At 50.6% G+C, this 21,563-nt stretch carries 38 protein-coding genes; 5 read left to right on the plus strand and 33 right to left on the minus strand.

The window, feature by feature from the left end; all coding sequences use genetic code 11:
* Window positions 1-14 precede the first annotated feature (14 nt).
* Both smg and dprA read right to left on the minus strand, forming a co-directional pair.
* A complete protein-coding gene (gene smg, locus VPX56_RS20695; RefSeq protein WP_014072048.1) occupies window positions 15-488 on the minus strand; it encodes a DUF494 family protein Smg in 474 nt (157 codons plus the stop codon).
* Window positions 460-1,584, minus strand: coding sequence for a DNA-protecting protein DprA (gene dprA / locus VPX56_RS20700; RefSeq protein WP_326472157.1), 1,125 nt, complete (start codon window positions 1,582-1,584; stop codon window positions 460-462). The genes smg and dprA overlap by 29 nt, the downstream gene beginning before the upstream one ends.
* A gap of 127 nt (window positions 1,585-1,711) precedes the next feature.
* Between dprA and def the strand changes: the two genes are divergently transcribed.
* The 5 genes from def to mscL all read left to right on the plus strand — a co-directional run bounded on the left by def (window position 1,712) and on the right by mscL (window position 6,493).
* Window positions 1,712-2,221, plus strand: coding sequence for a peptide deformylase (gene def, locus VPX56_RS20705; protein ID WP_028018484.1), 510 nt, complete (start codon window positions 1,712-1,714; stop codon window positions 2,219-2,221).
* Window positions 2,222-2,246: 25 nt separating this feature from the next.
* Entirely contained in the window at window positions 2,247-3,194 is a 948-nt protein-coding gene (gene fmt, locus VPX56_RS20710) for a methionyl-tRNA formyltransferase (protein ID WP_326468665.1), read from the plus strand.
* A gap of 52 nt (window positions 3,195-3,246) precedes the next feature.
* Window positions 3,247-4,533, plus strand: coding sequence for a 16S rRNA (cytosine(967)-C(5))-methyltransferase RsmB (gene rsmB, locus VPX56_RS20715; protein WP_326468667.1), 1,287 nt, complete (start codon window positions 3,247-3,249; stop codon window positions 4,531-4,533).
* Window positions 4,534-4,555: 22 nt separating this feature from the next.
* Window positions 4,556-5,932 carry a Trk system potassium transporter TrkA gene (gene trkA, locus VPX56_RS20720; protein WP_131635919.1) on the plus strand — a complete coding sequence of 459 codons (1,377 nt, stop codon included), beginning with the start codon at window positions 4,556-4,558 and terminating at the stop codon, window positions 5,930-5,932.
* A 147-nt stretch (window positions 5,933-6,079) separates the two neighbouring features.
* The gene (gene mscL, locus VPX56_RS20725; protein ID WP_131635920.1) at window positions 6,080-6,493 is read left to right on the plus strand and encodes a large-conductance mechanosensitive channel protein MscL; all 414 of its coding nucleotides are present in this window, start codon (window positions 6,080-6,082) and stop codon (window positions 6,491-6,493) included.
* On the opposite strand, the gene VPX56_RS20730 is transcribed toward mscL, so the two are convergent.
* From VPX56_RS20730 to rpsJ, 31 genes are all read right to left on the minus strand, one after another.
* Window positions 6,490-6,708, minus strand: a complete 219-nt coding sequence (locus tag VPX56_RS20730; RefSeq protein WP_326468673.1) for an alternative ribosome-rescue factor A — start codon at window positions 6,706-6,708, stop codon at window positions 6,490-6,492. The two genes, mscL and VPX56_RS20730, sit on opposite strands and share 4 nt — an antisense overlap.
* Window positions 6,709-6,765: 57 nt before the next feature.
* Window positions 6,766-7,191, minus strand: coding sequence for a Zn(2+)-responsive transcriptional regulator (gene zntR, locus VPX56_RS20735; protein ID WP_131635922.1), 426 nt, complete (start codon window positions 7,189-7,191; stop codon window positions 6,766-6,768).
* Between the two features lie 2 nt (window positions 7,192-7,193).
* Window positions 7,194-7,562 (minus strand): DnaJ family domain-containing protein, encoded by a 369-nt coding sequence (locus VPX56_RS20740; RefSeq protein WP_131635923.1) that lies wholly within the window; start codon window positions 7,560-7,562, stop codon window positions 7,194-7,196.
* Window positions 7,563-7,669: 107 nt separating this feature from the next.
* Complete coding sequence (gene rplQ / locus VPX56_RS20745; RefSeq protein ID WP_001216368.1) at window positions 7,670-8,053, minus strand: 50S ribosomal protein L17; 384 nt, start codon at window positions 8,051-8,053, stop codon at window positions 7,670-7,672.
* A 40-nt stretch (window positions 8,054-8,093) separates the two neighbouring features.
* Entirely contained in the window at window positions 8,094-9,083 is a 990-nt protein-coding gene (locus VPX56_RS20750) for a DNA-directed RNA polymerase subunit alpha (RefSeq protein ID WP_002919219.1), read from the minus strand.
* A 25-nt stretch (window positions 9,084-9,108) separates the two neighbouring features.
* Window positions 9,109-9,729, minus strand: a complete 621-nt coding sequence (gene rpsD / locus VPX56_RS20755; protein WP_004868345.1) for a 30S ribosomal protein S4 — start codon at window positions 9,727-9,729, stop codon at window positions 9,109-9,111.
* 33 nt (window positions 9,730-9,762) lie between these two features.
* Window positions 9,763-10,152, minus strand: a complete 390-nt coding sequence (gene rpsK, locus VPX56_RS20760) for a 30S ribosomal protein S11 (protein ID WP_003863312.1) — start codon at window positions 10,150-10,152, stop codon at window positions 9,763-9,765.
* A 16-nt stretch (window positions 10,153-10,168) separates the two neighbouring features.
* Entirely contained in the window at window positions 10,169-10,525 is a 357-nt protein-coding gene (rpsM, locus tag VPX56_RS20765) for a 30S ribosomal protein S13 (RefSeq protein ID WP_003863308.1), read from the minus strand.
* A gap of 146 nt (window positions 10,526-10,671) precedes the next feature.
* Window positions 10,672-10,788 (minus strand): 50S ribosomal protein L36, encoded by a 117-nt coding sequence (gene rpmJ / locus VPX56_RS20770; RefSeq protein ID WP_000868187.1) that lies wholly within the window; start codon window positions 10,786-10,788, stop codon window positions 10,672-10,674.
* 31 nt (window positions 10,789-10,819) lie between these two features.
* Window positions 10,820-12,151 (minus strand): preprotein translocase subunit SecY, encoded by a 1,332-nt coding sequence (gene secY, locus VPX56_RS20775; RefSeq protein ID WP_003863305.1) that lies wholly within the window; start codon window positions 12,149-12,151, stop codon window positions 10,820-10,822.
* Between the two features lie 7 nt (window positions 12,152-12,158).
* Window positions 12,159-12,593, minus strand: a complete 435-nt coding sequence (gene rplO / locus VPX56_RS20780) for a 50S ribosomal protein L15 (RefSeq protein ID WP_003863304.1) — start codon at window positions 12,591-12,593, stop codon at window positions 12,159-12,161.
* A gap of 3 nt (window positions 12,594-12,596) precedes the next feature.
* Window positions 12,597-12,776, minus strand: a complete 180-nt coding sequence (gene rpmD / locus VPX56_RS20785; RefSeq protein ID WP_003863301.1) for a 50S ribosomal protein L30 — start codon at window positions 12,774-12,776, stop codon at window positions 12,597-12,599.
* A 6-nt stretch (window positions 12,777-12,782) separates the two neighbouring features.
* The gene (gene rpsE, locus VPX56_RS20790; protein ID WP_003863299.1) at window positions 12,783-13,283 is read right to left on the minus strand and encodes a 30S ribosomal protein S5; all 501 of its coding nucleotides are present in this window, start codon (window positions 13,281-13,283) and stop codon (window positions 12,783-12,785) included.
* A 14-nt stretch (window positions 13,284-13,297) separates the two neighbouring features.
* Entirely contained in the window at window positions 13,298-13,651 is a 354-nt protein-coding gene (rplR, locus tag VPX56_RS20795; RefSeq protein ID WP_003863297.1) for a 50S ribosomal protein L18, read from the minus strand.
* A gap of 9 nt (window positions 13,652-13,660) precedes the next feature.
* A complete protein-coding gene (gene rplF / locus VPX56_RS20800; protein WP_006178917.1) occupies window positions 13,661-14,194 on the minus strand; it encodes a 50S ribosomal protein L6 in 534 nt (177 codons plus the stop codon).
* Between the two features lie 12 nt (window positions 14,195-14,206).
* A complete protein-coding gene (rpsH, locus tag VPX56_RS20805; protein ID WP_006178918.1) occupies window positions 14,207-14,599 on the minus strand; it encodes a 30S ribosomal protein S8 in 393 nt (130 codons plus the stop codon).
* Between the two features lie 30 nt (window positions 14,600-14,629).
* Window positions 14,630-14,935 (minus strand): 30S ribosomal protein S14, encoded by a 306-nt coding sequence (gene rpsN, locus VPX56_RS20810; RefSeq protein WP_003863291.1) that lies wholly within the window; start codon window positions 14,933-14,935, stop codon window positions 14,630-14,632.
* A 14-nt stretch (window positions 14,936-14,949) separates the two neighbouring features.
* Window positions 14,950-15,489: a 50S ribosomal protein L5 gene (rplE, locus tag VPX56_RS20815; protein ID WP_001096206.1), complete on the minus strand. Its 540-nt coding sequence runs from the start codon at window positions 15,487-15,489 to the stop codon at window positions 14,950-14,952.
* A gap of 14 nt (window positions 15,490-15,503) precedes the next feature.
* Window positions 15,504-15,818 (minus strand): 50S ribosomal protein L24, encoded by a 315-nt coding sequence (rplX, locus tag VPX56_RS20820; RefSeq protein WP_003863287.1) that lies wholly within the window; start codon window positions 15,816-15,818, stop codon window positions 15,504-15,506.
* Between the two features lie 10 nt (window positions 15,819-15,828).
* Window positions 15,829-16,200 carry a 50S ribosomal protein L14 gene (rplN, locus tag VPX56_RS20825; protein ID WP_002919748.1) on the minus strand — a complete coding sequence of 124 codons (372 nt, stop codon included), beginning with the start codon at window positions 16,198-16,200 and terminating at the stop codon, window positions 15,829-15,831.
* Between the two features lie 166 nt (window positions 16,201-16,366).
* On the minus strand, window positions 16,367-16,621 hold the full coding sequence (rpsQ, locus tag VPX56_RS20830; protein ID WP_008503489.1) for a 30S ribosomal protein S17: 255 nt from the start codon (window positions 16,619-16,621) through the stop codon (window positions 16,367-16,369).
* Window positions 16,621-16,812 carry a 50S ribosomal protein L29 gene (rpmC, locus tag VPX56_RS20835; protein ID WP_003863282.1) on the minus strand — a complete coding sequence of 64 codons (192 nt, stop codon included), beginning with the start codon at window positions 16,810-16,812 and terminating at the stop codon, window positions 16,621-16,623. The genes rpsQ and rpmC overlap by 1 nt, the downstream gene beginning before the upstream one ends.
* A complete protein-coding gene (gene rplP / locus VPX56_RS20840; protein WP_002919759.1) occupies window positions 16,812-17,222 on the minus strand; it encodes a 50S ribosomal protein L16 in 411 nt (136 codons plus the stop codon). The genes rpmC and rplP overlap by 1 nt, the downstream gene beginning before the upstream one ends.
* A gap of 12 nt (window positions 17,223-17,234) precedes the next feature.
* Window positions 17,235-17,936: a 30S ribosomal protein S3 gene (gene rpsC / locus VPX56_RS20845; protein ID WP_000529945.1), complete on the minus strand. Its 702-nt coding sequence runs from the start codon at window positions 17,934-17,936 to the stop codon at window positions 17,235-17,237.
* A 17-nt stretch (window positions 17,937-17,953) separates the two neighbouring features.
* Entirely contained in the window at window positions 17,954-18,286 is a 333-nt protein-coding gene (rplV, locus tag VPX56_RS20850; protein ID WP_002919773.1) for a 50S ribosomal protein L22, read from the minus strand.
* 14 nt (window positions 18,287-18,300) lie between these two features.
* A complete protein-coding gene (gene rpsS / locus VPX56_RS20855) occupies window positions 18,301-18,579 on the minus strand; it encodes a 30S ribosomal protein S19 (protein ID WP_001138117.1) in 279 nt (92 codons plus the stop codon).
* 16 nt (window positions 18,580-18,595) lie between these two features.
* Complete coding sequence (gene rplB, locus VPX56_RS20860) at window positions 18,596-19,417, minus strand: 50S ribosomal protein L2 (protein WP_008457150.1); 822 nt, start codon at window positions 19,415-19,417, stop codon at window positions 18,596-18,598.
* Window positions 19,418-19,434: 17 nt separating this feature from the next.
* Entirely contained in the window at window positions 19,435-19,737 is a 303-nt protein-coding gene (gene rplW / locus VPX56_RS20865; RefSeq protein WP_000617546.1) for a 50S ribosomal protein L23, read from the minus strand.
* A complete protein-coding gene (rplD, locus tag VPX56_RS20870) occupies window positions 19,734-20,339 on the minus strand; it encodes a 50S ribosomal protein L4 (RefSeq protein WP_003031119.1) in 606 nt (201 codons plus the stop codon). The genes rplW and rplD overlap by 4 nt, the downstream gene beginning before the upstream one ends.
* A gap of 10 nt (window positions 20,340-20,349) precedes the next feature.
* On the minus strand, window positions 20,350-20,979 hold the full coding sequence (gene rplC / locus VPX56_RS20875; RefSeq protein WP_006178923.1) for a 50S ribosomal protein L3: 630 nt from the start codon (window positions 20,977-20,979) through the stop codon (window positions 20,350-20,352).
* Window positions 20,980-21,011: 32 nt separating this feature from the next.
* Window positions 21,012-21,323 carry a 30S ribosomal protein S10 gene (gene rpsJ / locus VPX56_RS20880; protein WP_001181005.1) on the minus strand — a complete coding sequence of 104 codons (312 nt, stop codon included), beginning with the start codon at window positions 21,321-21,323 and terminating at the stop codon, window positions 21,012-21,014.
* Between the last annotated feature and the right edge of the window lie 240 nt (window positions 21,324-21,563).

Here is a 21,563-nt window from a genome sequence, read left to right on the forward strand (position 1 = left end):
GCTACACATTTGAATTAGTGCAGCATACCTTCATTCACTTCAAAGAGTAATTCTTCCATTTGCTGATAGGCATTTTCACAGCCAGGTATATTGAACAGAACCATCAGGATCACCCACTTGAGGTCTTCCAGTTCGAATTCTGCAGTATCCAGCGCCATGACGCGCTCTATCACCATTTCTCTCGTTTCGAGGTTTAGCACCTGAATTTGCTCAAGGAATAAAATGAATCCCCGGCAGCTGGCATCCAGCCTTTCACACTCTTCCGCTGTATAAATACGCACTGACAATGGGTCAGAAGCAAGCTGCATCGGTTCGGCAAGGCCTTCCTGATAATCAGCCAGTTTTTCCAGCCACATCAACGCATTATATATATCTTCCCGCTCAAAGCCTGCATCGGTAAGATCCCGTGTCAATTTGTCCTGATCCACGCGCATTTCTGCTTCGTTGTGGATGTAAGTTTCAAACAAATACATCAGTACGTCGAACATGGCATGCCCTCCTTAATCGGACATAGCCGCCGGGTACAGCTGCGATCCACCCTGCTAACTCCAGTTCAAGTAGCTGTGCTACCGTTACTGGCACAGGTTGGCCGGCACGTTCAGCGACAACGTCAACAGGTGTTACCTCATCTCCTACGTTAGCCAGGAGCTTGGGAAATGGCAATGCTACCTCTTCCTTATCTGATGAATAATGTTGCTTTTCGGTTTCATCTGTTAACCAGTGCAAGCCATATCGCAAATTTTCGAGGATGTCTTCCACCCCAGTCACTGGCGTAGCGCCTTGCTTGATCAGCCAGTGCGGCCCCTCACATCCAGGGTTACCTATCGGTCCGGGCAAGGCAAACACTTCTCGCCCCTGTTCAAGCGCACATCTTGCCGTCACCAACGACCCGCTGCGCAGTGCCGCTTCAACAACCAACACGCCATGACTCAATCCACTAATAATTCGATTGCGACGAGGAAAATTCCCCGGCCAGGGCTGAGTGGAGAGTGAGAATTCAGACACTATCGCCCCCTCCGACGCGATAAGTCGATCTGCCAGCTGCTGATGCCGGCGAGGGTAAATGCTAAAAAGCCCGTTGCCCAGAACCGCAATACTGCACCCTTTTACCGAAAGCGCGGCGTTATGGGCAACACCGTCAATACCGCAGGCCAGCCCGCTGGTTATTGTAAAGCCGCATTGTGAAAGTTGTTCACACAGTATCTTGCCCCACCGTTCGCCGTACCAGGAGGGGGCGCGCGTGCCGACCACTGCCAGCTGAACGGTATTCAGCGCATCAAGATTACCTTTAACGAACAGCGCCCCAGGAAAATCAGGAATCGTTCGCAATAACGGTGGATAGAGAGGGTCGTTTGCGGTTACCAGGTGGTTATCTGGCTGTTCAATCCACATAAGGCTGCGCTCAAGCTCTTGTTCATCAAGCGCAAAAAAGCGCCCTGCCTGCTTTGCTGACAGCCCGGATTCACGGGCCGCCGTTCCATCAATCGTTGCTTGTTTAAGCAGACGCAACGCCACTTCCAGCATTGCATCACCACATAAAGAACCCACGTTTATCAGCCGTAACCATATCTCTGTAGATGTCATCCTTTTCCCTGCCATAAGCAGCCTCCGCAATCATTGCGATTGGTCACTGATGCTGTCAATCGATGGGGGATTTGTCTAGAATAGAGATAATATTCTTATCAACTCCTGAACACGACTCTGGAAATTTATGGCAGTTTTGCAAGTGTTACATATTCCGGACGAGCGCCTTCGCATCGTCGCTGAACCGGTTAAAGAAGTGAATGCAGAAATTCAGCGTATCGTCGATGATATGTTCGATACCATGTATGCCGAAGAAGGCATCGGCCTGGCGGCAACTCAGGTAGATATTCACAAACGTATTATCGTGATCGACGTTTCTGAAAATCGCGATGGTCGCCTGGTGCTGATCAACCCTGAACTGCTCGAAAAGAGCGGCGAAACAGGGATTGAAGAAGGCTGCTTGTCCATTCCGGAACAGCGTGCTTTAGTGCCGCGTGCGGAAAAAGTGAAAATTCGCGCCCTGGATCGCGACGGTAACCCGTTCGAGCTGGAAGCAGACGATCTGCTCGCCATTTGTATTCAGCATGAGATGGATCACCTGGTCGGTAAACTGTTTATCGATTACCTCTCCCCCCTGAAGCAGCAGCGTATTCGTCAGAAAGTAGAAAAACTGGATCGTATGCGTTCTCGCGCGTAACGTCCCCCCGGATACAAGGAACAACGTGTCTAAAACACTACGTATTATCTTCGCGGGTACTCCTGATTTTGCAGCGCGTCATCTTGACGCGCTGTTATCGTCTGGTCACCAGGTTGTTGGCGTGTTTACCCAACCAGATCGCCCGGCAGGTCGCGGCAAAAAGCTCATGCCGAGCCCGGTGAAAGTGCAGGCAGAAGAGCACGGAATAGCCGTATTCCAGCCATCATCCTTGCGCCCTCAGGAAAATCAGCAATTAGTGGCTGATCTGAATGCAGACGTGATGGTGGTTGTCGCCTTCGGTTTGATTTTGCCAAAAGCCGTGCTTGATATGCCTCGTCTCGGTTGTGTGAATGTCCATGGTTCTCTCCTCCCGCGCTGGCGTGGAGCGGCACCAATCCAGCGTTCTCTGTGGGCTGGTGATGCTGAAACTGGCGTCACAATCATGAAGATGGATGTAGGCTTAGATACTGGCGACATGCTGTATAAGCTGTCCTGTCCAATTACGGCCGACGATACCAGCGCCACGCTTTACGACAAGCTAGCCGATCTTGGCCCACAGGGGCTTATCGAAACGCTGCAACAGCTTGCTGACAATACCGCAAAACCGGAAGTTCAGGATGAAGCGCAGGTCACCTATGCTGAAAAGCTGAGTAAAGAAGAAGCGCAGATCGATTGGTCGCTTCCCGCTGCTCAGCTTGAGCGCAATATTCGCGCCTTCAATCCGTGGCCTATGAGCTGGATGATGATTGATGAGCAACCGGTGAAGGTCTGGAAAGCCTCCGTTATTGATTGCCATGTCACTGCTGAACCGGGGACAATAATCGAAGCGAACAAGCAGGGTATCCAGGTTGCGACATCAGAAGGCATTTTAAACCTTGAGTCGCTGCAGCCCGCAGGTAAAAAAGCGATGAGCGCGCAGGACCTGTTAAATTCTCGTCGCGAGTGGTTTATTCCTGGCAACCGTCTTGCCTGAAAACGTTCATCTTTAAAGCCCGGAGTTTCCGGGCATTTTTATTTTTACGGTTATGAAAAAACAAAACTTACGCAGTATGGCGGCGCAGGCCGTTGAAAAAGTGGTCGAGCAGGGTCAGTCGCTGAGCAATGTCCTGCCTGCGCTGCAGCAAAAAGTGTCCGATAAAGATAAAGCGCTGCTCCAGGAGCTATGCTTCGGGGTTTTGCGCACCCTTTCCCAGCTTGAATGGCTGGTTAATAAGCTGATGTCACGCCCTATGACGGGCAAACAGCGTACCGTGCATTATTTGATTATGGTTGGCTTCTACCAGCTTCTTCATACCCGTATTCCACCGCATGCCGCGCTGGCTGAAACGGTTGAAGGTGCTGTGGCGATTAAGCGCCCGCAGTTGAAAGGCTTGATCAACGGGGTACTGCGTCAATTTCAACGGCAACAGGAAGAATTGCTGACTGAATTTTCCCAGAGCGAAACCCGTTTTCTTCACCCTGAGTGGCTCCTGAAGCGCCTCAAAAAGGCGTATCCGCAGAAGTGGCAGGAAATTGCTGAAGCTAATAACCAGCGCCCGCCCATGTGGCTACGCGTCAACCGCAATCATCATACCCGCGATGCCTGGCTGGCTTTGTTGGAAGACGCCGGAATGAATGGCTTTACGCATGAAGCCTACCCTGACGCCGTGCGCTTAGCGGCTCCTGCACCTGTGCACGCATTACCCGGTTTTGAAGACGGCTGGGTAACCGTGCAGGATGCTTCCGCTCAGGGCTGCATGACCTGGCTTGAACCGAAAAATGGTGAGCACATCCTTGACCTCTGCGCTGCACCTGGAGGCAAAACCACCCATATTCTGGAAGTCGCGCCACAAGCCAACGTCATGGCGGTCGATGTTGATGAGCAGCGCCTTTCACGCGTCTACGATAACCTGAAGCGTCTGGGTATGAAGGCGCAGGTCAAAAAGGGTGACGGACGTAAACCTGCAGAATGGTGCGGCGAGACGCAGTTCGATCGCATATTGCTCGACGCTCCTTGCTCTGCAACGGGTGTAATACGACGTCATCCGGATATCAAGTGGTTGCGACGCGATCGCGATATTCCAGAGCTTGCGCAGCTGCAAGCTGACATTCTCGACGCCATTTGGCCACATCTGAAATCCGGCGGAACGCTGGTCTATGCAACCTGCTCCGTGCTTCCGGAAGAGAACAGTCAACAAATTTCAGCCTTCCTGAAACGTACTCCTGATGCTGCTCTGCACGATACGGGAACGCCGGAACGCCCAGGCCAGCAAAACCTGCCGGGTGCTGAAGAGGGTGATGGCTTCTTTTACGCTAAGCTAATCAAAAAGTGATGTTGAGAACGGGTCGCGAGATATGAAGATTATCATTCTGGGTGCTGGACAGGTTGGCGGGACGCTGGCGGAAAATCTTGTCGGTGAAAATAACGACATCACGATTGTAGACACCAATGGCGACCGGCTGCGCGTCTTGCAGGACAAATTTGACCTTCGCGTCGTGCAGGGGCATGGGTCGCATCCACGCGTGCTTCGTGAGGCGGGGGCCGACGATGCCGACATGCTGGTTGCCGTTACCAGCTCAGACGAAACCAATATGGTCGCCTGTCAGGTCGCTTACTCACTCTTCAACACGCCAAACCGAATCGCTCGCATCCGTTCTCCGGACTATGTCCGGGATGCGGAAAAGCTCTTTAATTCAGAAGCAGTCCCTATCGACCATCTGATTGCACCTGAGCAGCTGGTTATAGACAGCATTTACCGCCTGATCGAATACCCGGGTGCATTGCAGGTTGTTAACTTTGCTGAAGGGAAGGTGAGCCTGGCCGTGGTAAAAGCCTATTATGGCGGGCCACTTATCGGTAACGCATTGTCCACGATGCGCGAGCACATGCCGCATATTGATACCCGCGTCGCCGCCATTTTCCGCCACGACAGGCCGATTCGCCCACAGGGTTCAACAATCGTAGAAGCGGGAGATGAGGTCTTCTTTATCGCCGCATCTCAGCATATCCGCGCCGTTATGAGTGAACTCCAGCGCCTTGAAAAACCTTACAAGCGCATCATGCTGGTTGGGGGGGGTAATATCGGTGCGGGTTTGGCACACAGGCTTGAAAAAGATTACAGCGTGAAGCTGATCGAACGCGATCAACAGCGCGCTGCAGAACTTGCTGAAAAGCTGCAAAATACGATCGTATTTTATGGTGATGCATCGGATCAAGAGTTATTGGCAGAAGAGCATATTGATCAAGTCGATCTGTTTATTGCCGTTACCAATGACGACGAAGCAAATATCATGTCCGCGATGCTCGCCAAACGCATGGGGGCGAAAAAAGTAATGGTGCTGATACAGCGCCGTGCCTATGTTGATCTCGTGCAGGGGAGCGTGATTGATATTGCGATTTCACCGCAGCAAGCGACGATTTCTGCACTGCTCAGTCACGTTCGTAAAGCGGATATTGTCGGCGTTTCATCGTTACGCCGTGGGGTTGCTGAAGCTATAGAAGCGGTAGCACACGGGGATGAAAGCACGTCACGCGTGGTCGGCCGTTCCATCGATGAAATTAAGCTGCCACCGGGCACCATCATCGGCGCCGTCGTGCGTGGGAATGATGTCATGATTGCCAATGATAATTTACGTATTGAGCAAGGTGACCACGTAATTATGTTCCTTACCGATAAAAAATTTATTACCGACGTCGAACGTTTATTCCAGCCAAGTCCTTTCTTCCTTTAATGTATCGGGTGCTCGTCAAACAGCACCCGAATATTAACCTTCTATTTAATATGCCATCTATTTTTTCATAACGATTATTTATCCCCAATGGCAAATGGCTAATCATTTGTTAAACTTATAGTCGTCAGCTGGCACAAGGAGAACATAATGAGTTTTATTAAAGAATTTCGCGAATTTGCGATGCGCGGGAATGTAGTGGATTTGGCGGTGGGTGTCATTATTGGTGCCGCATTCGGCAAGATCGTTTCATCACTCGTAGCAGACATTATCATGCCACCGTTGGGGCTGTTAATTGGGGGCATTGATTTCAAACAATTCGCCGTCACGCTTAGGGATGCGCAGGGTGATGTCCCGGCAGTTGTTATGCACTACGGTGTATTTATCCAGAATATTTTTGATTTCGTGATTGTAGCGTTTGCTATTTTTATGGCCATCAAGCTTATCAACAAGCTTAACCGTAAAAAAGAAGAGCCGGCAGCAGCGCCGCCCGCCCCCACTAAAGAAGAAGTTCTGCTTACTGAAATTCGCGATCTGTTAAAAGAGCAGAATAGCCGCACTTAACAGAGGCTAAAAGCAGGAAGGCCAGTGGTAAATAAGCGATTCGCTTGCTTGCCACTGGCCTCCCAGTTACCCCGATTTGCATGTTTGCCTTTACGCAGATAACTTCCTTTTCCCTTCTTATTTTTTTCTACGCGTTGCCTGAAGAGCGGGTCGTGAAGCAGTGCATCAATGGCGTTATCCTTAATTTGTCCTTTCGTATGCTGATAGCGGCTCATAGTTTCTCCTGAGCGTGGTTTATGTTGACGCGAGTCTAGACTTCGATTGATTAAAAATCAACAGCTCTGAGTTTCGATACTGGCACCCTGTTCAAGCGCCTCCAGAATAGAGCAGTAAACGCTGCTGTGCGCCGTACCGCAGCAAGCATCATTCAATCTTTGCAGGGAACGCTGCATAGTTTGCAATTCCTGAATTCGAGCTTCAACCTCATCCAGCCGAGCCTGAACGATGCTTTTCGATTCCTGGCAGGTATGGTGTTCCGGATCAACACGGATCGATAATAGCTCGCGTATCGATTCCAGCGTGAAGCCGAGCTGCCTGGCATAACGGATAAACCGCAGCCGCTGCAGATCGTTATCAGTGTAAAGACGGAATCCGCCTTCGGTCCGTACCTCATGATCGATCATCTGCTGCTTTTCGTAGTAACGGATGGTATCCGGCGTCACGTTAGCAAGCCTTGCAAGTTCACCGATACGGTACATGACTATTCCTCATTTATTCTCTGCATTAATCTGCCACTATACTCGCCGTGTAAAAAAGCAGTGCTCACCCCCGCCTGACGGAGCTTAAGTTCAATCAACGTGAGTCTGCGGCTCAGCTCAGCATGTCGTGGATCGTCTTTACGAATACCTTTTAGCAGATCAGAAAGCTCAATCGCTTCTTTTCGCTGCTCAAGTTCCGGAGGCAAACACCCTGCATTTTTAAGTAAGCGATATCCAGCCCGTAATTCAGGTGCAATGTGCGAATCATCTCCAAGCTCAAGGGGTTCGCCGCTTCCAGGAAGATTATCGAATTCTCCTTTGCGCTGGGCATCACTGATATGGCGTTCTGCCCACTGGTCGAGCAACCACATAATGACCTCCAGAGGATGAACAGAAAAGATACAGCTATTGTAGATAAGTGGGGATTCAGCGGATATAAAAAAACCCGCCGAGGCGGGTTTTTTTACGTTACTGCAGATTACTCTGCAGCAGCTTCTGCTTTCTCTGAACGATCAACCAGCTCGATGTAAGCCATCGGCGCGTTGTCGCCTGCACGGAAACCACACTTCAGAATGCGAGTGTAACCACCGGCACGGCTCGCGAAACGCGGGCCCAGTTCGTTAAACAGTTTTGCCACGATCTCGTTATCACGAGTACGGGCGAATGCCAGACGACGATTAGCAACGCTGTCAGTCTTGGCAAGAGTAATCAGCGGCTCAACTACGCGACGCAGCTCTTTCGCTTTAGGCAGGGTCGTCTTGATGATCTCATGACGAACCAGTGAACCTGCCATGTTGCGGAACATAGCCTGGCGATGGCTGCTGTTGCGGTTCAGTTGACGACCACTCTTACGATGGCGCATGACCTTATCCTTCTCAGTAAAACCTTAACCTGTGATCCGGTTACTCGTCAGCAATGCTTGCCGGTGGCCAGTTTTCCAGGCGCATGCCCAGAGACAGACCACGTGAAGCCAGCACGTCTTTAATCTCGGTAAGAGATTTTTTACCCAGGTTCGGCGTTTTCAGCAACTCAACCTCGGTACGCTGTACCAGATCACCGATATAGTGGATAGCTTCTGCCTTGAGGCAGTTAGCAGAGCGGACAGTCAATTCGAGATCGTCAACAGGGCGCAGCAGGATCGGATCGAATTCTGGTTTCTCTTCTTTCACTTCCGGCTGACGTACATCACGTAAGTCAACGAAAGCTTCCAGTTGTTCTGCCAGGATGGTTGCCGCACGACGAATCGCCTCTTCAGGATCGATTGTGCCGTTGGTTTCCATTTCGATGACCAGCTTGTCCAGGTCGGTACGCTGTTCTACACGCGCTGCTTCAACATTGTAGGCAATACGCTCTACAGGGCTGTAGCATGCGTCGACCAGCAGACGGCCGATTGGGCGCTCATCTTCTTCCGAATGAATTCGGGCAGAAGCCGGCACATAACCACGACCGCGCTGAACTTTGATACGCATGCTAATAGCTGCGTTCTCATCGGTCAGGTGGCAGATCACGTGCTGCGGCTTGACGATTTCAACATCACCGTCGTGGGTGATGTCGGCTGCAGTCACAGGGCCAATGCCAGATTTATTCAGAGTAAGAATAACTTCATCTTTACCCTGAACTCTCACCGCCAGCCCTTTCAGGTTGAGCAGGATTTCAAGGATATCTTCCTGAACGCCTTCTTTGGTGCTGTACTCATGAAGTACACCATCAATCTCAACCTCGGTCACCGCGCAACCCGGCATCGATGAGAGCAGAATACGGCGCAGTGCGTTACCCAGAGTATGGCCAAAGCCACGCTCTAAAGGCTCAAGGGTCACCTTGGCGTGCGTCGAACTCACTTGCTCGATATCTACCAGGCGCGGTTTTAGAAACTCTGTCACAGAACCCTGCATTGTGTCCTCTCTTTGGTACTAAGCTTTACTTGGAGTAAAGCTCGACGATCAGGTGTTCGTTAATGTCCGCAGACAGATCAGAACGTTCTGGCTGACGCTTGAACGTACCTTCCATCTTGCCAGCATCAACTTCCAGCCAGGTTGGCTTTTCACGCTGCTCAGCCAGCTCCAGAGCGGCCTTCACGCGAGATTGCTTTTTCGCTTTCTCACGAATGCTAACAACGTCATTCGCTTTAACCTGATAAGAAGCGATGTTAACAACACGACCGTTTACCATGATTGCTTTGTGGCTAACCAGCTGACGTGATTCAGCACGAGTAGCGCCGAAGCCCATACGGTATACAACGTTGTCCAGACGACCTTCCAGCAGAGCCAGCAGGTTTTCACCCGTGTTGCCTTTCAGACGTGCTGCTTCTTTATAGTAGTTACGGAACTGACGCTCCAGCACACCGTACATACGGCGAACTTTTTGCTTTTCACGCAACTGCACACCATAGTCAGACAGACGCGGTTTACGCGCACCGTGCTGGCCAGGAGCTTGTTCAATTTTACACTTGGTATCGATCGCGCGAACGCCAGACTTAAGGAATAAGTCGGTGCCCTCACGACGGCTCAGCTTGAGCTTAGGACCCAAATATCTTGCCATTTTCTATCTCCAACTAACCTAAAAAACGGAGCGTTATACGCGACGTTTTTTCGGCGGACGACAACCGTTATGAGGGATCGGAGTCACATCAGTAATATTCGTGATGCGGAAACCAGCGGCGTTCAGAGCGCGAACAGTAGATTCACGACCCGGACCCGGACCTTTAACCATAACTTCCAGATTCTTGATGCCGTATTCTTTTACGGCTTCTGCGCAACGCTCTGCTGCAACCTGAGCTGCGAACGGAGTGGATTTGCGAGAACCACGGAAACCGGAACCACCGGCTGTTGCCCAACCCAATGCGTTACCCTGACGATCAGTAATAGTAACGATGGTGTTGTTGAAAGAAGCATGGATATGAGCCACGCCGTCAGAGACTTGTTTTCTTACACGTTTACGTGCACGAACTGGTGCCTTTGCCATTATTCAATCACCCCGATTATTTCTTGATCGGTTTGCGCGGACCCTTACGGGTACGTGCGTTGGTCTTAGTACGCTGACCGCGCACTGGCAGACCACGACGATGACGCAAACCGCGATAGCAACCAAGATCCATCAGGCGCTTGATGCTCATGCTGATTTCACGGCGCAGATCACCTTCAACGACAAATTTGGCAACTTCGTCACGCAGCGTGTCGATTTGTTCTTCAGACAGCTCACTGATCTTAACATCTTCAGCGATACCCGCTGCAGCCAGAATGGCTTTAGAACGGGTCTTGCCGACGCCGTAGATCGAAGTTAATGCGATCACAGCATGTTTCTGATCAGGAATGTTAATGCCTGCTATACGGGCCACTATGCACTCCTACTATTTAATATGTACGCACCATGCTGAAAAGCCCGTTTTCAGGATACTCAAATGGAAACGTACAGACATACAAAAGATTGGCTGGCTAATCTAGCCAGCTCAACCCAACTTTGCAAGAAAAATATGCGAAATAATCAGCCTTGGCGCTGTTTATGCTTCGGCTCGGCACTGCAAATCACACGGATGACACCATCACGCTTAACGATTTTGCAGTTACGGCATAATTTCTTGACGGAAGCACGAACTTTCATTTTTACTCTCCGTAACTTCTCAGACGACCATTTAGCGGCCGTAGCCTTTCAGGTTCGCCTTCTTCAATGCAGACTCATACTGACTCGACATCATCAGAGTTTGCACTTGAGCCATAAAGTCCATAATCACGACAACAACGATAAGCAGCGAGGTCCCACCGAAGTAGAACGGCACTTTCATCGCATCACGCATGAACTCCGGGATCAGGCAGATAAAAGTAATATAAAGCGCACCAACCAAAGTCAGGCGAGTCATTACTTTATCGATATACTTCGCCGTTTGCTCTCCCGGACGAATTCCTGGTACAAATGCACCGGACTTCTTCAGGTTATCTGCTGTTTCACGCGGGTTGAAGACCAACGCCGTGTAGAAGAAACAGAAGAAGATGATCGCAGACGCATAGAGTAACACATAAAGTGGTTGCCCAGGCTGCAAATACAGCGAAATTGTTGTCAGCCAGTTCCAACCAGTCCCGCCCCCGAACCATGACGCGATGGTCGCCGGGAACAGAATAATACTGGAAGCGAAGATAGCCGGGATAACCCCCGCCATGTTCACTTTCAGCGGTAAATGTGTGCTCTGTGCAGCATAGACACGACGACCTTGCTGACGTTTAGCGTAGTTCACCACAATGCGGCGTTGACCACGTTCAACGAAGACAACAAAGAACGTCACTGCAAATACTAATACTGCAACCAACAGCAACAGGAGGAAGTGCAGGTCGCCTTGACGCGCTTGCTCAATAGTATGGGCGATGGCTGGCGGGAGGCCCGCAACAATACCGGCGAAGATAATGATTGAGATACCGTTACCGATACCACGCTCAGTAATCTGTTCGCCGAGCCACATCAGGAACATAGTCCCTGTGACCAGACTTACAACAGCGGTGAAGTAGAATGCAAAGCCTGGGTTTAACACCAGGCCCTGCATACCAGGCATATTCGGCAGACCGGTAGCAATACCGATCGACTGGAATATTGCCAGCACCAGAGTACCGTAACGGGTGTACTGACTAATCTTACGACGTCCAGACTCCCCTTCTTTCTTCAGCTCTGCCAGGGCCGGATGAACGACCGTCAGCAGCTGGATAATAATAGATGCCGAAATGTACGGCATAATACCCAATGCGAAGATAGAAGCACGGCTGAGAGCACCACCAGAGAACATGTTGAACATTTCAATGATGGTGCCTCGCTGTTGCTCAAGCAGTTTGGCAAGTACAGCGGCATCGATACCAGGGATCGGAATAAAAGAGCCAATACGGAACACAATCAGCGCGCCGATAACAAACAGCAGTCTGCGTTTCAGCTCGCCAAATCCACCTTTGGCACTTTGAAAATCTAATCCCGGTTGCTTAGCCATCTGCTACTTATTCCTCAATTTTACCGCCAGCAGCTTCGATAGCAGCACGAGCACCTTTAGTAACACGCAGGCCACGAACAGTTACCGGAGTAGAAACTTCACCAGCCAGGATCACTTTCGCGAACTCGATCTGGATACCGATAATGTTTGCTGCTTTCAGCGTGTTCAGGTCTACAACGCCGCCTTCAACTTTCGCCAGGTCAGACAGACGGATTTCCGCTGTGATCGCTGCTTTGCGAGAGGTGAAGCCGAACTTCGGCAGACGACGGTACAGTGGCATCTGGCCACCCTCGAAACCGCGACGTACGCCACCGCCAGAACGAGAGTTCTGACCTTTGTGACCACGACCACCGGTTTTACCGAGGCCAGAACCGATACCACGACCCAGGCGTTTACCCGCCTTTTTAGAGCCTTCGGCCGGAGACAGAGTATTTAAACGCATCTCTTACTCCTCAACTTTAACCATGAAGTAAACCGCGTTGACCATACCACGTACAGCAGGAGTATCCTCGCGCTCAACGGTATGACCAATACGACGCAGACCCAGGCCAAGCAGCGTTGCCTTGTGTTTCGGCAGACGACCGATTGCACTGCGGGTTTGAGTGATTTTAATAGTCTTTGCCATGGTCAATTACCCCAGAATTTCTTCAACGGATTTACCACGCTTGGCAGCGACCATTTCTGGAGAATTCATATTTTCCAGGCCATCAATAGTTGCACGAACCACGTTGATCGGGTTGGTGGAACCATATGCTTTAGCCAGAACGTTATGAACTCCAGCAACTTCCAGAACGGCGCGCATTGCACCACCGGCGATGATACCGGTACCTTCTGAAGCTGGCTGCATGAATACACGAGAACCCGTGTGAACACCTTTAACTGGGTGTTGCAGGGTGCCGTTGTTCAGCGCGACGTTAATCATATTGCGACGGGCTTTTTCCATCGCTTTCTGGATCGCTGCTGGAACTTCACGCGCTTTACCGTAACCAAAACCAACGCGACCGTTACCATCACCAACTACAGTCAGAGCTGTGAAGGAGAAAATACGACCACCTTTTACGGTTTTAGATACGCGGTTAACCGCGATCAGCTTTTCCTGCAGTTCGCCAGCCTGTTTTTCGATGTGAGCCATCTTACACCTCTACCTTAGAACTGAAGGCCAGCTTCACGGGCAGCATCTGCCAGTGCCTGGACACGACCATGATATTGGAACCCGGAACGGTCAAAGGAAACATTGCTGATGCCTTTTTCCAGAGCGCGTTCTGCAACAGCTTTACCTACAGCTGCAGCGGCGTCTTTGTTACCGGTGTACTTCAATTGTTCTGAGATAGCTTTTTCTACAGTAGAAGCAGCTACCAGAACTTCAGAACCGTTCGGTGCAATTACCTGTGCGTAAATATGACGCGGGGTACGATGTACCACCAGGCGAGTTGCACCCAGCTCTTTGAGCTTGCGGCGTGCGCGGGTCGCACGACGGATACGAGCAGATTTCTTATCCATAGTGTTACCTTACTTCTTCTTAGCCTCTTTGGTACGCACGACTTCGTCGGCGTAACGAACACCCTTGCCTTTATAAGGCTCAGGACGACGGTAGGCGCGCAGATCTGCTGCAACCTGACCGATCAGCTGTTTATCAGCGCCTTTCAGCACGATTTCAGTTTGAGTCGGACATTCTGCAGTGATACCGGCCGGCAGCGGATGCTCAACAGGGTGTGAGAAGCCCAGAGACAGGCCTACTGCATTCCCTTTGATAGCTGCACGATAACCTACACCAACCAGCTGAAGCTTTTTAGTGAAGCCTTCGGTAACACCAACAACCATTGAGTTCAGCAGGGCACGCGCGGTACCAGCCTGAGCCCATCCATCCACAAAACCATCACGTGGACCGAAGGTCAGAGCATTATCTGCATGTTTAACTTCAACAGCATTGTTGAGGGTACGAGTCAGCTCGCCGTTTTTACCTTTGATCGTAATAACCTGACCGTCGATTTTTACATCAACGCCGGCAGGAATAACGACCGGTGCTTTAGCAACACGAGACATTCTTTCCTCCGATTAGGCTACGTAGCAGATAATTTCGCCACCAAGACCAGCCTGGCGCGCTGCACGATCAGTCATAACACCTTTAGAGGTAGAAACAACTGCGATACCAAGGCCAGCCATAACTTTCGGCAGCTCATCTTTTTTCTTATAGATGCGCAGACCTGGGCGGCTGACACGCTGAATGCTTTCTACAACAGCTTTACCCTGGAAATACTTGAGAGTAAGTTCCAGTTCCGGCTTGGTGTCGCCTTCAACTTTAAAATCTTCGATAAAACCTTCTTCCTTCAGCACGTTGGCAATTGCCACTTTCAGCTTGGCGGAAGGCATGGTGACCGCAACTTTGTTCGCGGCCTGACCGTTACGGATACGGGTCAGCATATCCGCGATCGGATCTTGCATGCTCATCTGTCTTTACTCCCGTGATTCAATTGGTAATTACCAGCTAGCCTTTTTCAAGCCTGGTACTTCACCGCGCATGGCGGCTTCACGCAGTTTGATACGGCTCAACCCAAACTTGCCCACATAACCATGTGGACGACCTGTTTGACGACAGCGGTTACGCTGACGAGACGGGCTGGAATCACGCGGCAGAGACTGCAGCTTGAGAACCGCATTCCAACGATCTTCGTCGGAAGCGTTCACATCAGAAATGATCGCTTTCAGTTCAGCGCGTTTAGCGAAGAATTTATCAGCTAAAGCTACGCGCTTTACTTCGCGTGCTTTCATTGATTGCTTAGCCATTCAGTAACCCTACCTTACTTGCGGAACGGGAAGTCAAAGGCAGCCAGCAGAGCACGGCCTTCTTCGTCAGATTTCGCAGTAGTGGTAATGGTAATATCCAAACCACGCACGCGGTCGACTTTATCGTAGTCGATTTCTGGGAAGATGATCTGCTCACGGACACCCATGCTGTAGTTACCACGACCGTCGAAAGACTTAGCGGACAAGCCACGGAAGTCACGGATACGTGGAACAGCAATAGTGATCAGGCGCTCAAAGAACTCCCACATGCGTTCGCCACGCAGAGTTACTTTACAGCCGATCGGATAGCCCTGACGGATTTTGAAGCCTGCAACTGATTTGCGTGCTTTGGTGATCAACGGCTTTTGACCGGAGATTGCTGTCAGGTCAGCTGCTGCGTTATCCAGCAGTTTCTTGTCAGCGATCGCTTCACCAACACCCATGTTCAGGGTGATCTTCTCGACCCGAGGGACTTGCATGACAGAATTGTAGTTAAACTCAGTCATGAGTTTGTTAACTACTTCGTCTTTGTAGTAATCATGCAGTTTCGCCATCGTACTACTCCAAATTACTTGATAGTTTCGCTGTTAGACTTGAAGAAACGGACTTTTTTGCCGTCTTCGAATCTAAAGCCTACACGGTCAGCCTTGCCGGTAGCCGCATTGAAGATTGCAACGTTAGAAACCTGAATAGCAGCTTCTTTTTCAACGATGCCGCCTGGTTGGTTCAGGGCCGGAACCGGCTTCTGATGTTTCTTAACCAGGTTGATACCTTCAACGACAAGTTTGCCGGAAGACAGAACATTTTTTACTTTACCGCGTTTACCTTTATCTTTACCGGTTAACACGATAACTTCGTCATCACGACGGATTTTCGCTGCCATGATTCGCTCCTTAGAGTACTTCTGGTGCCAGAGAGATAATTTTCATGAACTTCTCAGTACGAAGTTCACGAGTTACCGGCCCAAAGATACGCGTGCCGATAGGCTGCTCGCTGTTATTGTTTAAAATAACGCATGCATTACCATCGAAGCGAATGACAGAACCGTCAGGGCGACGAACACCCTTCTTGGTGCGCACCACTACCGCCTTCAGCACATCACCTTTTTTGACCTTACCACGTGGAATTGCTTCCTTGATGGTGATCTTGATGATGTCGCCTACGCCTGCGTAGCGACGGTGCGAGCCACCCAGAACCTTGATACACATTACGCGACGTGCACCGGAGTTGTCGGCGACGTTCAGCATAGTCTGTTCTTGGATCATTTTAGTGCTCCGCTAATGTCAACTACTACCTGAGACTCTAAAATCAGAGCCGTTAAAAAGCCCCATATCGAGGGCGCGGCATTATAACACCGCTTCTGCAATATGGGTAGAAAAAATAAACGGCTCATCGCTGAGCCGTTTATTCGTATTGAGAATGCGTACTCTATTACAGAACCGCTTTCTCTACAACGCGAACCAGCGTCCAGGACTTAGTCTTGGACAGTGGACGGCATTCACGGATTTCAACCTTGTCGCCGATACCACATTCGTTGTTCTCGTCATGTACGTGCAGTTTGGTCGTACGCTTGATGAATTTACCGTAGATCGGGTGTTTCACAATACGTTCGATAGCTACAACAATGGATTTCTCCATTTTGTCGCTAACAACACGACCTTGCAGAGTACGGATTTTATCGGTCATTACGCACCCGCCTTCTGAGTCAGTAAAGTCTTAACGCGTGCAACATTGCGACGCACTTGCTTCAGCAGGTGAGTCTGTTGCAGCTGGCCACTTGCAGCCTGCATACGCAGGTTGAACTGCTCACGCAGCAGGTTCAGCAGCTCAGCGTTCAGCTCTTCAACGCTTTTTTCACGCAGCTCTTTTGCTTTCATTACATCACCGTCTTAGTTACAAAGGTGGTTTTGATAGGCAGTTTCGCTGCTGCCAGGCCGAAGGCTTCACGGGCCAGCTCTTCCGGAACACCGTCCATTTCATAAAGGACTTTGCCCGGTTGGATCAAGGCAACCCAGTACTCCACGTTACCTTTACCTTTACCCATACGAACTTCCAGTGGCTTCTCGGTGATCGGTTTGTCCGGGAATACACGGATCCAGATCTTACCTTGACGCTTAACTGCACGGGTCATTGCACGACGTGCTGCTTCGATCTGACGTGCAGTCAGACGACCACGGCCAACAGCTTTCAGACCGAAAGTGCCGAAGCTAACATCCGTACCCTGCGCCAGACCACGGTTGCGGCCTTTGTGCACTTTACGGAATTTTGTACGCTTTGGTTGTAACATCAGCGACGCTCCTTATTTACGGCCTTTACGCTGCTGCTTTTTAGGTTGAGCAGCCGGTTTTTCCGGTTGTTCAACAGCAGCCATACCACCCAGGATCTCACCTTTGAAGATCCATACCTTAACGCCGATTACACCGTAAGTGGTGTGCGCTTCAGAGGTGTTGTAGTCAATGTCAGCACGCAGAGTGTGCAGCGGTACGCGACCTTCGCGGTACCATTCGGTACGTGCGATTTCCGCGCCGCCCAGACGGCCGCTAACTTCAACTTTGATACCTTTAGCGCCCAGACGCATTGCGTTCTGTACAGCACGCTTCATAGCACGACGGAACATAACGCGACGTTCCAGCTGTGAAGTGATGCTATCAGCAACCAATTTAGCGTCCAGTTCAGGCTTACGAACTTCAGCGATATTGATCTGTGCAGGAACGCCAGCGATATCCGCTACGACCTTGCGCAGTTTTTCTACGTCTTCGCCTTTCTTACCGATAACGATGCCAGGACGAGCAGTGTGAATAGTCACACGGATGCTCTTAGCTGGACGCTCGATAACGATACGAGATACAGACGCTTTAGCCAGTTCCTTAGTCAGGTACTGACGTACTTTAAAATCGCTGTCCAGGTTGTCAGCGAATTCTTTGGTGTTCGCAAACCAGGTTGAGTTCCATGGTTTTACAATACCCAGGCGAATACCATTAGGATGTACTTTCTGACCCATTGCTAGTCTCCAGAGTCTCAGCGATCGGACACAACCACAGTAATGTGGCTGGTGCGCTTCAGGATGCGATCTGCACGACCTTTCGCACGCGGCATAATGCGCTTCATGCTTGGGCCTTCATCTACGAAAATTTTCGCAACTTTCAGATCGTCGATGTCAGCGCCATCGTTGTGTTCAGCGTTAGCAATGGCAGATTCCAGTACTTTCTTGACCAATACCGCAGCTTTCTTGTTGGTATAGGTCAGGATGTCCAGGGCCTGCGACACTTTCTTACCGCGAATCAGGTCAGCAACAAGGCGAACCTTCTGAGCAGAAGAACGAGCATGGCGATGTTGAGCTAAAGTTTCCATCTCTTCCTCCTACCTTATTTCTTCTTCGCTTTTTTATCAGCAGCGTGGCCGCGATAAGTACGAGTCGGTGCGAATTCACCCAGTTTGTGACCAACCATTTCGTCGGTAACAAAGACTGGAACGTGCTGACGACCATTATGGACAGCGATGGTCAAACCGATCATGTTAGGAAAGATCGTTGAACGACGGGACCAAGTGCGCAGGGGCTTCTTGTCTCCGCTTTCCACCGCTTTCTCTACCTTCTTCAGCAAGTGCAGGTCAATAAAAGGACCTTTCTTGAGAGAACGTGGCATGGCTTATCCTCTAAAATTATTTGCTACGGCGACGTACGATAAATTTATCAGTACGCTTGTTGCTGCGGGTCTTCTTACCTTTGGTCTGAACGCCCCACGGAGATACCGGGTGCTTACCAAAGTTACGACCTTCACCACCACCATGTGGGTGGTCGACTGGGTTCATCGCAGTACCGCGAACGGTAGGACGAACACCACGCCAGCGTGCAGCACCTGCTTTACCCAGAACGCGCAGCATATGCTCAGCATTGCCAACTTCGCCCAGGGTAGCGCGGCAGTCTGCTTCGACTTTACGCATTTCACCAGAACGCAGACGCAGGGTGACATAAGCACCGTCACGCGCAACGATCTGAACGTAAGTACCAGCGGAACGTGCCAGCTGACCGCCTTTACCTGGTTTCATTTCTACGTTATGAACGGTAGAACCAACCGGGATATTGCGCATCGGCAGGGTGTTACCTGCTTTGATTGCAGCATCAACGCCAGACTGAATCTGGTCGCCAGCTTTCAGGCCTTTAGGGGCCAGAATGTAACGGCGTTCGCCATCTTTGTACAGAACCAGCGCGATGTTCGCGGAACGGTTCGGATCGTACTCAAGACGCTCAACAACTGCTGGGATACCGTCTTTGTTGCGTTTGAAGTCAACAATACGATAAGCCTGCTTGTGGCCACCACCGATGTGACGAGTGGTGATACGGCCATTGTTGTTACGACCACCGGATTTGCTGTTTTTTTCCAGCAACGGAGCAAAAGGTTTGCCCTTGTGCAGCTCAGGGTTGACCACTTTAACGACGTGGCGACGACCCGGAGATGTCGGTTTACATTTAACAACTGCCATTGTATTACTCCTCCGACTTACTCAGCGCCGCCAACGAAGTCCAGGTTCTGGCCTTCTTTAAGGGTGACGTAAGCTTTTTTCCAGTCGCTACGACGACCGATACGCTGTCCGTGACGTTTAACTTTCCCTTTAACGACCAGGGTGTTAACGACTTCGACTTCGACTTCAAACAGTTTCTGCACAGCAGCTTTGATCTCTGCTTTGGTCGCGTCTTTAGCAACTTTGAGAACGATGGTGTTTGTTTTTTCCATCGCAGTAGACGCTTTTTCAGAAACGTGCGGTGCGCGAAGCACCTTCAGCAGACGTTCTTCACGAATCATGCCAGCATCTCCTCAACTTGCTTAACAGCATCAGCAGTCATTACGACTTTGTCGAAGGCGATCAGGCTAACCGGGTCGATACCAGTCGCATCGCGTACGTCAACCTTGTGCAGGTTACGTGCGGCCAGGAACAGGTTCTCGTCCAGCTCACCGGTGATGATCAGCACATCTTCCAGAGCCATGTCTTTCAGTTTCTGTGCCAGCAGCTTAGTTTTAGGCGCTTCAACAGAGAATGATTCGACAACGATCAGACGATCCTGACGTACCAGTTCGGACAGAATGCTTTTCAGCGCGCCGCGGTACATCTTTTTGTTAACTTTTTGACTGTGGTCCTGTGGACGCGCAGCGAAGGTCACGCCACCTGAACGCCAGATCGGGCTCTTGATAGAACCTGAACGCGCACGGCCGGTACCTTTCTGGCGCCATGGCTTTTTGCCAGAACCAGTTACTTCAGCACGAGTCTTCTGAGCACGAGTACCCTGACGAGCACCAGCTGCATAAGCAACAACAACCTGGTGAACCAGCGCTTCGTTGAAATCACGACCGAAGGTAGTTTCGGAAACAGTCAGCGCGCTCTGCGCGTCTTTCAATACTAATTCCATTGCTATCCCCTTACGCCTTCACAGCTGGTTTAACGATCAGGTCGCTACCGGTTGCACCCGGAACTGCACCTTTAACCAGCAGCAGGTTGCGCTCAGCGTCAACACGTACTACGTCCAGGCTCTGAACGGTCACACGTTCGTTACCCAGCTGACCTGCCATTTTCTTGCCTTTGAACACTTTGCCCGGAGTCTGGTTCTGACCGATTGAACCCGGAACGCGGTGAGACAAGGAGTTACCGTGAGTAGCGTCCTGGGTACGGAAGTTCCAGCGCTTAACGGTACCAGCAAAACCTTTACCTTTAGAGGTACCGGTTACGTCAACTTTTTTAACGTCAGCAAACAGCTCAACGCTAATGTCCTGACCTACGGTGAACTCTTCGCCTTCAGCAAGACGGAATTCCCACAGACCACGGCCAGCTTCTACGCCAGCTTTAGCGAAGTGACCCGCTTCTGGTTTGGTTACACGGTTAGCTTTTTTAGCACCAGTGGTCACCTGAACAGCGCGGTAGCCATCGTTAGCCAGATCTTTAACCTGAGTAACGCGGTTTGCTTCAACTTCGATTACGGTTACTGGGATTGAAACGCCATCTTCAGTGAAGATGCGGGTCATGCCCACTTTTTTACCGACTAAACCAATCATTGTATCAACCTCTCAATCGCTCGATGACCTGATTAACCCAGGCTGATCTGCACGTCTACACCGGCAGCCAGATCCAGACGCATCAGAGCATCAACGGTTTTCTCAGTTGGCTCAACGATGTCAACCAGACGCTTGTGAGTGCGGATTTCGTACTGATCACGCGCGTCTTTGTTGACGTGCGGGGAGATCAGAACGGTGAAGCGCTCTTTGCGGGTCGGCAGCGGGATCGGACCACGGACTTGCGCACCAGTGCGCTTAGCAGTCTCGACGATTTCCGCGGTTGATTGATCGATCAGACGATGATCAAACGCTTTAAGGCGGATACGGATTCTTTGGTTCTGCATGAGACCAGAGCTCCAATTATTTTATAAACGAAAATGATTACTCCTCAAACCCATTACGATTGATGGGAGAGTGTAACCGTTCTTACGTAGCTCCCCAATTGGGAGCATTGTTGAGCAACAAATTTGTTACTCTGGTTCAGATTGAACCCGCCGTCAATTACGACAAGCCCGCGCATTATACGTAAATCAGGGAAAGACGCAAGTGCCGTTTAGAAATTAAGCGCCAAAGCCACTGTTTGC

The organism is Enterobacter wuhouensis, from assembly GCF_035835995.1.
GTDB classification, from domain to species: domain Bacteria; phylum Pseudomonadota; class Gammaproteobacteria; order Enterobacterales; family Enterobacteriaceae; genus Enterobacter; species Enterobacter wuhouensis.